The organism is Actinomadura sp. NPDC049382 (assembly GCF_040677125.1).
Taxonomy (GTDB): Bacteria; Actinomycetota; Actinomycetes; order Streptosporangiales; family Streptosporangiaceae; genus Spirillospora; species Spirillospora geliboluensis.
Genome location: NZ_JBFARO010000182.1, coordinates 1 through 13,316, shown reverse-complemented (window position 1 = coordinate 13,316; position 13,316 = coordinate 1). Strand labels below are relative to the sequence as shown.

Annotated in this window: 14 protein-coding genes and 1 pseudogene; 4 read left to right on the top strand and 11 right to left on the bottom strand. The window is 68.3% G+C overall.

Annotated elements, in window-relative coordinates; all coding sequences use genetic code 11:
- Together AB0K34_RS43690 and AB0K34_RS43685 are read right to left on the bottom strand one after the other, a co-directional pair.
- A partial coding sequence (locus tag AB0K34_RS43690) for an FAD-dependent oxidoreductase (protein ID WP_364554428.1) occupies nucleotides 1-674 on the bottom strand: 674 nt, incomplete at its 3' end.
- A gap of 50 nt (nucleotides 675-724) precedes the next feature.
- Nucleotides 725-871 carry a hypothetical protein gene (locus tag AB0K34_RS43685; protein WP_171069026.1) on the bottom strand — a complete coding sequence of 49 codons (147 nt, stop codon included), beginning with the start codon at nucleotides 869-871 and terminating at the stop codon, nucleotides 725-727.
- Nucleotides 872-949: 78 nt separating this feature from the next.
- Between AB0K34_RS43685 and AB0K34_RS43680 the strand changes: the two genes are divergently transcribed.
- Nucleotides 950-1,315 carry a metalloregulator ArsR/SmtB family transcription factor gene (locus AB0K34_RS43680; protein WP_138636812.1) on the top strand — a complete coding sequence of 122 codons (366 nt, stop codon included), beginning with the start codon at nucleotides 950-952 and terminating at the stop codon, nucleotides 1,313-1,315.
- Nucleotides 1,316-1,344: 29 nt separating this feature from the next.
- Here the strand turns inward: AB0K34_RS43680 and AB0K34_RS43675 are convergent, their stop codons facing one another.
- Nucleotides 1,345-2,442: an NAD(P)-binding domain-containing protein gene (locus tag AB0K34_RS43675; protein WP_301174082.1), complete on the bottom strand. Its 1,098-nt coding sequence runs from the start codon at nucleotides 2,440-2,442 to the stop codon at nucleotides 1,345-1,347.
- An 88-nt stretch (nucleotides 2,443-2,530) separates the two neighbouring features.
- On the opposite strand from AB0K34_RS43675, the gene AB0K34_RS43670 reads away from it, so the two are divergent.
- Nucleotides 2,531-2,887: a metalloregulator ArsR/SmtB family transcription factor gene (locus tag AB0K34_RS43670; RefSeq protein ID WP_301174081.1), complete on the top strand. Its 357-nt coding sequence runs from the start codon at nucleotides 2,531-2,533 to the stop codon at nucleotides 2,885-2,887.
- A gap of 24 nt (nucleotides 2,888-2,911) precedes the next feature.
- Here the strand turns inward: AB0K34_RS43670 and AB0K34_RS43665 are convergent.
- Both AB0K34_RS43665 and AB0K34_RS43660 read right to left on the bottom strand, forming a co-directional pair.
- Nucleotides 2,912-3,458 (bottom strand): annotated as a pseudogene (locus AB0K34_RS43665) (IS5 family transposase); the annotation flags it as partial.
- 75 nt (nucleotides 3,459-3,533) lie between these two features.
- Nucleotides 3,534-4,988: a PLP-dependent aminotransferase family protein gene (locus AB0K34_RS43660; RefSeq protein ID WP_138636808.1), complete on the bottom strand. Its 1,455-nt coding sequence runs from the start codon at nucleotides 4,986-4,988 to the stop codon at nucleotides 3,534-3,536.
- A gap of 46 nt (nucleotides 4,989-5,034) precedes the next feature.
- Here AB0K34_RS43660 and AB0K34_RS43655 point away from each other — a divergent pair, with 46 nt between their 5' ends.
- Nucleotides 5,035-5,487 (top strand): carboxymuconolactone decarboxylase family protein, encoded by a 453-nt coding sequence (locus tag AB0K34_RS43655; RefSeq protein ID WP_171069024.1) that lies wholly within the window; start codon nucleotides 5,035-5,037, stop codon nucleotides 5,485-5,487.
- 91 nt (nucleotides 5,488-5,578) lie between these two features.
- Nucleotides 5,579-6,781, top strand: coding sequence for an MFS transporter (locus AB0K34_RS43650; protein WP_138636807.1), 1,203 nt, complete (start codon nucleotides 5,579-5,581; stop codon nucleotides 6,779-6,781).
- 197 nt (nucleotides 6,782-6,978) lie between these two features.
- On the opposite strand, the gene AB0K34_RS43645 is transcribed toward AB0K34_RS43650, so the two are convergent.
- From AB0K34_RS43645 to AB0K34_RS43620, 6 genes are all read right to left on the bottom strand, one after another.
- Nucleotides 6,979-7,401 (bottom strand): arsenate reductase ArsC, encoded by a 423-nt coding sequence (locus AB0K34_RS43645; protein ID WP_138636806.1) that lies wholly within the window; start codon nucleotides 7,399-7,401, stop codon nucleotides 6,979-6,981.
- Nucleotides 7,394-8,047 carry a three-helix bundle dimerization domain-containing protein gene (locus AB0K34_RS43640; protein ID WP_205719255.1) on the bottom strand — a complete coding sequence of 218 codons (654 nt, stop codon included), beginning with the start codon at nucleotides 8,045-8,047 and terminating at the stop codon, nucleotides 7,394-7,396. The genes AB0K34_RS43645 and AB0K34_RS43640 overlap by 8 nt, the downstream gene beginning before the upstream one ends.
- Before the next feature lie 126 nt (nucleotides 8,048-8,173).
- Nucleotides 8,174-9,238, bottom strand: a complete 1,065-nt coding sequence (gene arsB / locus AB0K34_RS43635; RefSeq protein ID WP_274704609.1) for an ACR3 family arsenite efflux transporter — start codon at nucleotides 9,236-9,238, stop codon at nucleotides 8,174-8,176.
- 47 nt (nucleotides 9,239-9,285) lie between these two features.
- Complete coding sequence (locus AB0K34_RS43630; protein WP_240807634.1) at nucleotides 9,286-9,573, bottom strand: metalloregulator ArsR/SmtB family transcription factor; 288 nt, start codon at nucleotides 9,571-9,573, stop codon at nucleotides 9,286-9,288.
- Nucleotides 9,574-10,870: 1,297 nt separating this feature from the next.
- Nucleotides 10,871-13,033 (bottom strand): stress protein, encoded by a 2,163-nt coding sequence (locus AB0K34_RS43625; protein WP_138636803.1) that lies wholly within the window; start codon nucleotides 13,031-13,033, stop codon nucleotides 10,871-10,873.
- Nucleotides 13,026-13,211, bottom strand: coding sequence for a hypothetical protein (locus AB0K34_RS43620; RefSeq protein ID WP_364554427.1), 186 nt, complete (start codon nucleotides 13,209-13,211; stop codon nucleotides 13,026-13,028). Before AB0K34_RS43620 ends, AB0K34_RS43625 begins: the two co-directional genes overlap by 8 nt.
- Nucleotides 13,212-13,316 lie beyond the last annotated feature (105 nt).

Sequence of the window (13,316 nt, the reverse complement as noted above, 5' to 3'; positions counted from 1 at the left end):
CCGGAGTGGCCCAGCGGGTTGCTGCGGCCCCAGGTGCCGGACGCGTCGATGACCGCGCGGGCGGCGATGTCGTCCACGGCTCCGTCCGGGCCCACGGCGCGGACCAGCAGCGGACGCTCCGCACGCCCGACCGTGCGGGTCACGTCCACGCCCTGCCGGGTCACCGCCACCACGCGGGTGCCGGTGCGGACCCGTCCGGCCAGCGCGGGAACCCGAGCGAGCGGCGCCAGGTAGTCGCGGACGAGTTCGGCACCCGTCGGCAGGCCCTCCGGGTCGGGCAGACGCCACCCGGTCGGCTCCAGAAGCCGCCGGGCGGCCGCATCGGTGTCGTACCGCCACGGCGAGAACAACCGCACATGCCCCCACTCCGAGACCGCCGCGCCCACTTCTCCCCCGGCCTCCAGCACGAGGAACTCCTGATCGCGCTCGGCGAGATGGGCGGCGGCGGCCAGCCCGACCGGCCCGGCACCGATCACCACCACCGGCAGCCCGTCGAGCGGCCCCTGCTCGACGCAGCCGCAGCCGGCGCCGGTCTTGGCCTGCTGGACGGTGGCACCGGGGTCTACGGCCTGCTCGGCGTCGGTGCAGCACGCGCTGACACCGCAGCAGCTGCTTGCGCTGGCGGGGGCGTCCGGGGAGGCTGCTGGCTCCGGTCGTCCGGTTTCGTCGTTCACGATGACTCCTTGTCGGTTCGGTCATGGGTGTCGGGCGCCGGGGAATGTTGTCAGAGGCGGGTGCGGTAGGCGGCGGTCGTCACGCGGTCGATGTGTGCGGCGGAGCGGCATGCGGGCGTGCAGACCTGGCCGCAGGTCTCGCAGAAGGACACGGCCTTGACGCGCCGGGCGGTGATCCGGGCGAGCAGCGTCTTCATCTCCGACTCCTTGTTTAGATACCTGTCTAAGCAGGCGCCAGTTTGCATCACTGGATAGATAGATGTCAAATTAGATGCATGTCTAAGATTCTGGAGCTTGAGGACGTGACCGACCCCGCCTGCTGCGCACCGTTGAGCGGTCCGGCATTGAGCGAGGCGGAGGCCACTGAACTGGCCAAGGTGTTCAAGGCGCTGTCCGATCCGGTGCGGTTGCGTCTGCTGAACATGATCGCCTCGGTGGACGGAGGCGAGGCGTGCGTGTGTGACCTGACCGGCGCGTTCGACCTCACCGCGCCGACCATCTCCCACCACCTGAAGGTGCTGCGCCAGGCCGGGCTCATCGAGGGTGAGCGGCGCGGCACGTGGGTGTACTACCGGGTTGTGCCGGAGAGGTTGACCCGCCTATCGGGTCTGTTCGCCCTGCCGGCTCTAGTCCCGGCCTGATTCCAGAGGCTGTCCCGCTCTGGGGGCGGTCATCGGGTCGATGTCAGCGCGCCGTCGGGGGTGCGTGTCTGCTTGCGCAGCCGGGTGAGGACGTGCCGGGCGTCGGCGGCGACTCCGCGCAGGGTGGCCGAGGCGAAGGAGCGCTGCCATTCCAGGCCGACGAATCCCAGTCCCGGATGGGTGGCCGAGACGCCGCCCCGATGGCAGGGCTGCCCGTCGCCGTCCAGTGCGCCCAGCGGGGCGAGATACTCCACGCCCGGCCGGAACCCGGTGGCCAGCAGCACCACGTCGACGTGTTCGCGGGTCCCGTCGCTCCAGAGGACTTGGTCGCCGTCCAGGCGAGTGAACATCGGGCGGCGGTCGGGGTTGCCGGTGGCGATGGCATCGCGGTAGGTGCCGGTGTCGAACACCGGGGTGCCCTTGCCGCCGGTCAGCAGCGGGCGCGCCCACCCTGCGGCGTCCAGTCCGGTGCGCTGCAACCAGATGTGCATGTCGACCCCCAGCACGCGCTGGGGCATGAAGCGGAGCGGGTGCCGGGTCGCCAGCGCGACGTCGGCGACCGCGGCCAGTTCGATCGCGATCTGCACGGCCGAGTTCCCGCCTCCCACCACCACGACGCGCTGGCCGGTGAACGGTCCGGGACGGCGGTAGTCGGACGAGTGCAGCACCGTGCCGGGGAAGCCGTCCAGTCCCGGCAGGTCCGGGCGGTGGGGGCGGCTGAATCCGCCCGTCGCGGCGATGAGCAGCGGCGCGGCGAAGACCTCACCGCTCGTCGTGACCACCTCGAACCCCGGTCGTGTGCCGTCCTTGGCAGCCACGACCGTTTTGACTCGGTGACCAGTACGGATGTCGGCGTCCAGATGGGCGGCGTAGTCGGTCAAGTAGGCCACGACCTCATCCCGCGTGGGGTAGCCGTCCGGATCGCCGGGGAACTCCGCTCCGGGCAGAGCGCTGCGCCGGGCCGGTGAGAACAGGGTGAGGCTGTCGTAGTAATGCGGCCAGGACCCGGCCGGCTGGCCGGCCGCCTCCAGGACGATGGGCGCCAAGCCCAGAGACCGGGCAATGCGGGCGGCGGCCAGACCAGCCTGGCCGCCGCCGATGATGACGAGTGGTGCAGTGGTGAGCATGAAGCGAACATATCAACATTTCATAAAATAATGAAGTGCTGATATGTGGCGTATGCTGGGCGCACACCTCGGGGAGGAGCCAGCGGCGATGGGCGAGTCGGTCGAGAAGACGGTCCCCGCACGGGGCGGTTGCGAGGCGGTGCCGGCCGCTCAGCTCGGCGCCGGAGCACGCGAGTTCCTCAAGGCGCTGGCCAGCGAGCAGCGGCAGCAGATGCTCGAACTCTTCGCCGGCGGCATCGAACTCACCGTCGGCACGGTCGCCGAGCGCCTCGGGGTCGGCCAGTCCAACGCCTCGCAGCAGCTCGCGCTACTGCGCCGAGGCGGCCTGCTCACCTCGCGCAGGGACGGCAAGCAGGTCTTCTACCGCATCGACTCCGCCGCGGTCGACCGGTCACTCGCCGAACTCCGCGCCTACCTGCACACCTGCTGCCCACCCGGCAACTGAGCCCCCTAGGTCGCGTCCGGTGGATCATGCGTTGATCCAGAGCAGGGCTGTGACCAGGACGATTCCTGCGCGGTAGTTGCGGGCGAGCTGTCGGCCCGGGTGGCGATGGCGCGCCATTGTTTGAGGCGGCCGATGCAGCGTTCGACCACGTTGCGGCGCCGGTAGAGAGCCGGGTCGAACACCGGAGGCCGCCCGCCGTGCGGGCCGCGGCGGGTGCGTCCGGCCCTCTGATCGACGCGTTCGGGGATGGTGACGGCGATGCCCCGCTGGCGCAGGGTCCGGCGGATCGCCGCCGAACTGCAGGCCTTGTCTGCGATCACCCGGTCCGGTCGGCACCGCCGACGTCCCGCCCCAGGCGCGGCACCCGAATCCCGGCGAGGACGTCGGGGAAGGCGGTGCAGTCGTTGACGTTGCCGGCGGTGACCACGATCGACAGCGGCATTCCGCGCCCGTCGACGGCCAGTGGACCTTGTGGTCAACCCGCCCTGTGACCGCCCGAGCGCCTGATTGCTCTTTGATGCCTGATTCGTCCCACCTGGTTCCCTTTTCTGCGGGCACCGGCGGCATGCTGACAGGCGGGTCGCGCACCATGCGCAGTTGGTGGTGCGCGGTCTAGCGGGCTTGTTCGAGTTCGCAGGCTCTTTCGTTACCGGTCGGGGTGCGGCGGAGCTGGTAGTGCCAGGCATAGGGCGTCCAGGGCTGCGGCGAATGCGTGGTCCGATGGGGTGCCGTAGCCGATGACCAGGCCCTCGCGCGGTGGTAGGGCGCTGTCGGGGTGGCGGTAGGGGCCCAGCCCGTCGAGAGCCAGTCCTTGCCGGCGGGCCGCGCGGAGAGCCGCTTGCTCGGTGTTCTCCGGCAGTTCGAGGACGGCGTGCAGTCCCGCCGCGACGCCGCTGACCCGGATGTGCGGGGCGCGTTCAGCGATCACGTTCGCCAGCAGGTCGCGCCGCCGCCGGTAATGCTTCCGCATATGACGCAGATGCCGGTCGTAGGCGCCGCGAGCGATGAAGTCGGCGAGGGTGAGCTGGTCGAGGACGCCGGACCACATCTCCCTGGGCCCCTTGGCGGTGAGCACGTCGTCGACGAGCCATCCCGGTAGTGCCATCCAGCCGAGCCGCAGCGCCGGGGACAGGCTCTTGCTCGTCGAGCCGATGTAGACGACCCGGTCGGGGTCGAGGCCTTGCACCGCGCCGACCGGCTGCCGGTCATAGCGGAACTCCCCGTCATAGTCGTCCTCTAGCAGGACCCCGCCGCTGGAACGGGCCCAGTCGATGACCGCCGCCCGGCGTTCCGGATGCAGCGGGCCGCCGATGGGGAACTGGTGCGCCGGCGTGAGCAGCGCGGCCCCGGCGCCGGTGCCCGGCAGTTCCTCGATCCTGGCTCCGTAGGAGTCGACCGTCAGGGGGACGGTGCGCAGCCCCATCTCATCGAGGATGCCGCGGTGGAATTCCAGTCCGTACGACTCCACCGCGATTGGGCCATTCAGCACGCCGCCCAGTAGCCGCAGCGCGTGGGCGAAACCGGAGCAGATGACGATCCGGTCGGGTTCGGTGCGCACGCCCCTGGCGCGGGCCAGGTACTCCGCAAGGGCTTCCCGCAGTTCGACCCGGCCGCGTGGATCCCCCACTCCGAAGGCGTCGTTGGGTGCGGCGGCCATGGCCGCGCGGACGGAGGTGACCCAGGCGGACCGAGGGAAGGCGGCCGCATCTGGGGAACTGGGCATCAGATCGTGAACGACGCGACGCGGTGCCCGGCGTTGCGGGCGTTGCGCCTGGACGGCGTGGAGTGGTGCGGTCCTTCTGGCGACCCGGGTGCCGGAACCCTGGCGGGCGGACAGCCATCCTTCCTCCGCGAGTTCGGCGTAGGCGGCGGCGACGGTGTTGCGGGCGATGCCCAGGTCGTTGGCGAGGCTTCGGTACGGCGGCAGCCGCGTTCCGGGCGCGAGCCGGCCGGAGCGGACAGCCTCCCGCAAGGCGTGCATGAGCCGGCTCCGCAGATTTCCCTCGCCGGAGAGTTCGAGGTGGAGGTCGGTGCCCGCGGACTGCTCGGCCTCGATTTCCGGGCCCGCCGGCCTCTGAACATTGGCCCACGTTTCCTCCATGAGAATGCACCATACCTTGGGCCGGTTCGATGCTTACGGTCGATGCATGACCACGGTTCAGGTACCTCAGCGAATGAACTTCTCCACCGTCTCTCCCAAGGTCTTCAAGGCCGTCCTCGCCCTTGACGCCGCAGCTCGCGAGGGACTCGACCCCGTCCTGCTGGAACTGGTGCAGATCCGCGCCTCGCAGATCAACCACTGCGCGTACTGCATCGACTACCACACGTCTGACGCTCGCAGGGCCGGGGAGTCGGAAGAACGGATCTACCAGCTCTCCGCGTGGGAGGAGTCGAGCCTGTTCACAGCGAAAGAGCGGTCGGCCCTGGCCCTCACCGAGGCCATCACCCTCCTGCCCCAGGGCGTGCCGGACGAGGTTTACGAGGAGGCCGCGAAGCACTTCGAGGAGAAGGAGCTCGCCCAGCTCATCGCGCTCATCTTCACCGTCAACGCGTGGAACCGCATGAACGTCACCACGCGCAAGACGCCCGGCACCGAGTGACCGACTGATCGTCCGCGGGCGGTGGCCGCCCTGCCGGCCATCGCCCGCCGCATGCCATGGACCTCTTCCCTGTTGAAAGGCCGACGAAGCCGTGACCACCATTGAGACCGAGGCGTCCGCCGCCACCGATCGTTCACCCGTCAGGGGCTGGCTCGCCGTACTTGCGGTGACCCTGGGCATCTTCTCCCTGATGACCTCCGAGCTGCTCCCCGTGGGCCTACTCACCCCGATCGGCACCGACCTGGTCGTCTCCGAAGGCACCGCGGGACTGATGGTGACCGTCCCCGGCCTGGTCGCCGCCATCTCGGCGCCTCTGGTCACCGTGGCGACCGGGCGCATCGATCGCCGCATCGTGCTGGCGGTCCTGATCGGCCTGATGGGCGCGGCCAACCTGGCCTCCGCCGTCGCCACCAGCTTCGCGGTGGTCCTGGCCGCCCGGTTCCTGATCGGCATCGGCGTCGGCGGCTTCTGGTCCATCGCCGGCGGCATCGCGCTGCGGCTGGTGCCGGCGAAGCACACCGCCCGGGCCACCGCCGTCATCTTCGGCGGCGTGGAGACCGCGTCCGTCCTCGGGGTGCCCACCGGGACGTTCATCGGCGACCACAGCGGCTGGCGTACGGCGTTCGCCGCCGTGGGCACCCTCGGACTGGTCGCCCTGGTCTGCCTGGTCTTCCTGATGCCGAAGGTGCCGGCCGAGCGGACCCTCACGCTCCCGGCCCTGCCGAAGGTCTTCAGGAGCAACGCCGGTGTCCGGGCCGGCATCGCCCTCACCTTCCTGGTCATCACCGGCCACTTCCTGGCCTACACGTTCGTCCGACCGATCCTCCAGAGCGACGGGGTCGGCGACGGCTCGATCAGTGTGCTGCTGCTGACGTTCGGAGTCGCCGGCATCTGCGGCAACTTCATCGCCGGAGCCCTCGTCACCAACAGGCTCCGGCAGAGCGTCATGGGAATCTCGGTACTCCTCACCGCGGCCATGGTCACTCTCGCGCTCGTCGACACGGGCACCCTCACCGCGGGCGCGATCCTGGTCCTGTGGGGCCTGGGCTACGGCGCGGTGCCGGTCACCTTCCAGACCTGGATCCTCGACGCCGCGCCGGACGCCACCGAGGCGGCCACCTCGCTGTACGTTTCCGCGTTCAACCTGTCCATCGCGCTCGGTGCGCTCTTCGGCGGCTTCGCCGTCGACGGCACCGGCACTACAAGCGTGCTGTGGATCGGCGCGGTCCTGGCCATCCTGGCGTTGTTCGTGCTGCGCCGACCCCAGCGCGCCGCAGTCATGCCCGCCGAGTAACCGGCGGATCGTCCCGCCGTCGGCTGGTCAGCTCGCTCCCCTTCGACGGATTGACTGCACGGGACGGAACGGGCGCCTTCGCCTAGCGCGGCTGTCACCGTACGTCCAGGACGGACCGGCTCTGGAGCAGCCAGACCGGGCAGAGCACACGTTGCCGAGGACGTCACGCCCCCGGCGCCCGGCTCTGCCCTTCTCCTTCACTTCTCCGATAGGAGCCCGCTGACCAGGTTCTCGATGCGCTTGCGAATTTCGTCGCGGATCGGACGGACGGCGTCGACGCCCTGTCCGGCAGGGTCATCGAGAGTCCAGTCCAGGTAGCGCTTACCGGGGAAGACCGGGCAAGTGTCACCGCATCCCATGGTGATGACCACGTCGGATGCCCGGACGGCATCGACCGTGAGCACCTTGGGGGTCTCGGCGGAGATGTCGATACCCTCCTCCGCCATCGCCTCGACCACCGCCGGATTGACCTGGTCGGCAGGCGCGGACCCGGCGGAGCGCACTTCGATCCGGTCACCTGCCAGGTGGGTGAGGTAGGCGGCGGCCATCTGGGAGCGTCCGGCATTGTGCACGCAGACGAACAGGACACTGGGCTTGGCAGAGCGAGCCTGATCAGGCACCGGCGTTCCTTCGCTGTTCAAGGCCGGGCTGGTCGAGGGTGGTCAGCAGGTCGGTGACGAGCAGGTCGAGTTCGTCGCGAATGCGGCGGATCTCGGCCAACGGTTGATGGGCCGGGTCGGGGACGGCCCAGTCCAGGTACCGGGTGTGCGGCAGGAGTGGGCAGGCGCCGCCGCAGCCCAGCGTGATCACCAGGTCGGCGGCAGCGACCAGTTCGTCGGTCAGCGGTTTAGGGAACTCAGCCGACAGGTCGACCCCGATCTCGGCCATGACATCGACGACGGCCAATTCCAGTTCCGCCGCCGGCGCGCTGCCGGCCGAGCGGGCGTGTAGGCGTCCGCACCCCCGGGTCATGGCGAGCGCGGCCGCCATCTGGGACCGGCCGGCGTTGGCGTCGCAGACGAACAGCACCTCGGGGACCGGTTTGTCGAGCCGTCCCTCGGCTTGGGCGAGGGCGGTGAGCCGCGCGGCGGCGAACCGTTCGGCCAGCACCACCAGGTGGGCGTCGACTCTCGCGGTGGCGTGCAGTTGCCGGTAGGAGTCGGTGACCAGACGGCGGGCGGTCTCGACAGAGACCAGGCCATGGAACCTGGCGGCCAGCCGCGCCGCGATGCGGTCGAACAATGCCTCGCCTGGTGTGCAGGTCACCGTTCGTCTCCCCGACACATCTGGAGGCCAACACTCAGGGCCGTCACCGGCCAGCGGCCCCTACTCGCCGCTCGAACCGGACCGGCCCGCCTGGTACGGCTTGTGAAGGAACTCGGTTCGCGAGCCTCACAGGCGGCGGTCATCGTCGTGCCACCGCCCGGCGGGTTGGAATCGGCGACGCAGCCACAGCGACACGTACACCAGCCCGACCAGGACCGGGACCTCGATCAGCGGCCCGACCACGCCCGACAGGGCCTGCCCGGAGGTGACGCCGAAGGTACCGATGGCAACGGCGATGGCCAGCTCGAAGTTGTTCCCCGCGGCGGTGAATGCGAGCGTCGCGGTGCGCGGATAGGGCAGCCGGACGGCGCGTCCGAGGGCGAAGGACCCGCCCCACATGAGCGCGAAGTAGGCCAGCAGCGGCAGCGCGATACGGGCGACGTCGGTGGGCTGGTTGGTGATGGTGTCGCCTTGGAGGGCGAACAGGATGACGATGGTGAACAGCAGCCCGTACAGCGCGACGGGGCCGATCCGGGGCAGGAACCGCTGCTCGTACCACGCGCGGCCGCGGGCCCGCTCACCCAGGCGGCGGGTGAGGTAGCCGGCCGCCAGCGGGACGCCCAGGAACACCAGCACGTTGACCACGATCTTGCCGACGGAGAAGTCCACTTCGTCGGTCGCCAGGCCCAGCCACCCGGGGAGGACCTGCAGGTAGAACCAGCCGAGCACACCGAACGCGATGACCTGGAAGATGGAGTTGAGCGCGACCAGCACGGCGGCGGCCTCCCGGTCGCCGCAGGCCAGATCGTTCCAGATGATGACCATCGCGATGCAGCGGGCCAGCCCGACGATGATCAGACCGGTGCGGTACTCGGGCAGGTCCGGCAGGAAGATCCAGGCCAGCGCGAACATCACCGCCGGACCGACCACCCAGTTCAGCAGCAGCGAAGCCGCCATGAGGCGGCGGTCGCCGGTGACGGTGTCGAGCCGGTCGTAGCGGACCTTGGCCAGCACCGGGTACATCATCACCAGCAGGCCCAGCGCGATCGGCAGCGAGATCCCGCCGGCCTCGACCCGGGCCAGCGCGTCGTCAAGGCCGGGGACGGCGCGTCCCAGCCCGAGGCCGAGCACCATCGCCGCGATGATCCACACCGGCAGGAACCGGTCGAGGGTCGACAGCCCGGCCACCACCCCCGCTTCCTGCGGACGTGTGGCGGCGCCGGAGTCTTGCGTACTGGTCACGTGCACGGCCTCTTCCGCTGATGAGCCCGGGACTCGCGGGCGGCGGCGGCCAGTCCTCCGAGTTCGGCGGCCAGGTGCTCCAGCACCTCGGGCCGTAGCCGGTAGTAGGTGAACCGTCCGCAGGGCTCGGTGTCCACGAGCCCGGCTTCGCGCAGTGCCCGCAGGTGGTTGGAGATGTTGGTCTGCCTGGCGCCGGTCTCCTCGACGAGGTGGCAGTTGCACAACGCCTCTTCACCCAGGAGCGACACGATCTGCGCACGCAGCGGGTCGGCCAGCAACCTCAACACATCAGTTTGAACTGACATCACGCCTGGATGATACATGACGTCCAGGGACGGCCCACTCGGACGCCCACTGCAGCGAGCGCCGCCACACCCAGCCAGCACCGACAACGTGAGAGCGGTCCGCGCGAAGCGCCAACAGCGCGCTTGACTGAGCGAGCATCATCACTGTTGGTAGCCAGGTGTGGTGATCATCAACTCATCGCCCCTGCCAGAAGCGCGGGTGCTGCCCACCGGCGCCCTCGCTGACGCCGGTGGGCAGCATCCGTGGTCAGCGCCAGGCTCGCCACCCTTGGCACCGTGGCCAGATATCTCGCCGGAGCGTCTGGGGCAACCTCATACCCTCCGCTGCCTAGGACAGACGCGACGAACCCGAACTACCGTTTGCCCTGCCCCCCGACCAGACAACCCTCCACACCTGGAAGTGGACGTTCTCCGAGCCGTGCCCGGCGTGATCAGGATCGTCCGAGTAGCGACGCTCGGACCAACGCGGCACTGCCGGACGCCGTACCGATGCGGGTACGGCCTCAGCGTCCCCGCAGCGGTACGGCCACACCGAAGACAGGGGCTCGCGCCTACGAACTACTAGGCCGCCGTGGGCGCGTCGGGTGCTGGGTTGGGTTCGGGTCGAGTGCCGACGCCGCTTCCCTTGCTGCTGAGAGCGATATGCACGCAGCGCGGCAGTGGTGTCGATCCAAATCACCCGGATGCTTGCGCGGTCTTGGGCGGACACACCCACAGCCGTCGCTACTGCAGTCGACGCGATCTTCTCGCTCTCAATCTCGAAGTCGGCCTGGCCTTGTGTCCGGCGTGGCGTCGCTCGCCGCACGGCTCATCACGGGACTGGGAAAATGCCCATTGAAGCCCGTCGGCGTGCTCGCCCTCGGTTGAGTCGTCGGGGAGCAGCAACACCAGGACCGCGGGCGGATCACATGGCGCCATTTCGCCACCACGTCGTCGGTGAGAAGTTGCAATCAATTGACGATGCGCCCGTACCTGGACGGTGCAACCACGACGCCCAGACGACCTTGCCAGTAGCCGTGGCACCGGCCGTGATGGGCTACAAGCCCCATTCCGAAGCCAGAGCTTCGACAAGTTGCAGCCCTTGACCACTTTCATCCTCGATACCGCCCATCCGGAACCGGTACAGGCTCGCGACCTAGTCAGGAAGACGGTGCGTAGAACTGGTGGAGAGCCCAGGATGGATGACCGACCTGCGGCGCTCCTGTGCGTGCCTGTCATCTATGGCTTACTCAGTGGACGGACGACAGCTGCATGTCACGAGCGAGATCAGAGTCTGTCACGGACCCCCAGCCGCGGTGATGGCGCGCTGGTAGAGAGGCCAGCCGTTTTCCAAGCCGTCCGCCCAGTCCCACTCGTATCGGCCTGCACCGAACTCGGTGTGCTTGGGCGGGCGACCGAGCGCTTCGAAGATCTGAACGTATCGGGTGCTGGCAGTGGCGAGCCTTGCTCTCTGACGGTAACGGTCAGCGGTGGAAAAGTCGGTGATTCGCAGGTGTTCTTCATAGGGACGACCGCCGAGCTCGGCGTAGACGGTTTCGATGAATTGGCGTGTGTCGCGGGGCAGAAGCCTGACTCGGGAGGCTGTGTCCGGGGCATTCTCGCCGATGGCGGTGTACAAAGCTGCCAGGTCTCCGTTGAACCAGTGGCCGGCCGTCCCCGCGGAAAATTTGGCGAACTGACGGAAGGTCGGGGCCTTTCTCGCCACGGCGATGCGCCGATGGAGTTCACGGGCGACAGCGGCAAGTTCCTGCGTCCAGCGTTCTTGCAGGTAGGAGTCCAAGTAGCGGTTGCTCCATCCGCGACGGTGCCGGGTGATGATGTCGCGCAGGATCTCAAAACCGGCGCGGCGCTGGCCACCGCCAATGAATCTGATCGCGATGACGCCATCGGACATCTGTACCTGTTCCTCGTGCTGGATCAGCTCTTCCGGGGGCCCCAATAGGTTCTCGGCTTGCTCTAGTTCTTCGAACAAGCTTGGATGTATCGGCGTTCCCATGACCGCCAGTTCAGTGAGGGTGCGCTCGTAATAGCCGCGCAGGCCGTTCAAGGGCGTGCGCGAGGAGGGCCCCGCGCACACGAACCACGCGGTGAGACCGACGCCATGCCAGAAGGAGACCGCCGGACCGAGGGTCTCGGCCATTGCCATGTGCGGGTAGGGCTCGGTGGTGATTGCCTGCGGCCAGCGCGGCAAGACCGTGCCGCTCCACAGTTCCTCCACCTCGGCCACGAGGTCAGTGGGCAGGAACCGCTCGAAGAGTCGCGGAGCGGGACAGGGAAGGGGGCCGATGCTGTGGGGGGCGTCCTCGACCAGACCCCACAGGTCGGGCATTCCGGTGCGTTGGCTGGCGTGGGCGGCATCGAAGTGCCGCCACCACGATCGCAGAGCGGTCACGCGTCGCTCGACAGGTGATGTCGTAGTGTCCTGTCCTAGGAAGGCCGCCAGCATGGCATTGACGTCGTCCACCTCGATGCCGTGTTCGGCGGCTGCGCTGCCGACCTTGCTGGCACCGCCGACAAAAAACGTAGGCTGAGGCAATGCAGTCATGAGTTCTTCATTGGGATTGGGCGACAGTTCCAGGTAGTCCAGGAACTCCAGCCAACTGCCCGCGAAGTAGGCCGACAGGATAGGTTGCATTTTCTTGGTCAGCACGAGGCGCGCCAACGGGGTCCCACGTTTGGCCTTCTGCGCGGTCTTGTCGATGAAGGCGCTGATTCGCTCGGCGCGGAACGCGCGGACAATCGACAGTGGGTCGTGACCGATAATGGCGTCCAGCAGGGCGATGCGAGCCCGGGCGTGTCCAGCCCGGTCCAGGCCGCTCCAACCACCACGATAAGCGAAGGCCCACAGCACTGAGCCGGCGCTGATGCCCAGCCGTTGGTAGCAACGGACGATCTCCAGCCAGACGGTGCGGTGTTCGTCGGGTGTGCGCACTGGGGCGGCGGCCCGCTCTGTAATTGGCCGCAGTAACTGGTCGAACAAGGGAACGAGCAGCGACCAAGTAAGCATCGCGTCAGGAGAGGACGCCAGCCGCACCCGAACGTTGTCGTCAGCAGCGAGTGTCAGCGCGTACGAGGGCTGGCTCCGCAAATGTGCACTCAAGTTCACTGTCTGCGATTTGAGGGGCACCGCTTCTGGAAGGAACCAGGCTCCGTTGGCCTGTTGAGCCGACAAGGACAGGTTCTTCTCCAAGGCGGTCCGCCCGACCGGGTCGATGGGGGTGGCCGTGACCAGGGTATGGCGCTCCGGGTCAGTATCGTCGTCGACCAGGTTGATGATGCACTGGCCTGCTAAAGCGGCTTCGAGCAGTTGTGCTGTGCAGTGGTCAATGTCATCGAAGCGCTCGCGGCGCCCGCGTTCATTCTCCGACCGTAGGAACGCATAGGGCGGAAGACGTCCAAGGTACGCGGCTCGGTCTATGGCCTGGTCGCGGTCAGCCATGCATGCTCCGGATGACAGCGACGAACTGTTCAAACGGTTTAGGGTTCGGGTTCTTTTCGGCGTAGGCGGTGTATCTCTGGGCAAAGACGTCGAGCTCACGTTCCTGCCGACGTGCCTCAATCCGGTCGGCGTTGTGCAGGAACTGCTGCTGCGAGTCGCCTAGTTCCCACAAGACCACGGCCGAGGTCCCAGTGACCCTTTTTCATCGGTCTGGGGAGATGGTGATCACGAAGTGATCGCGATGCTGGCGTTCGGCCGGTGAAGCGAAGAAGCCCCTGTTAGA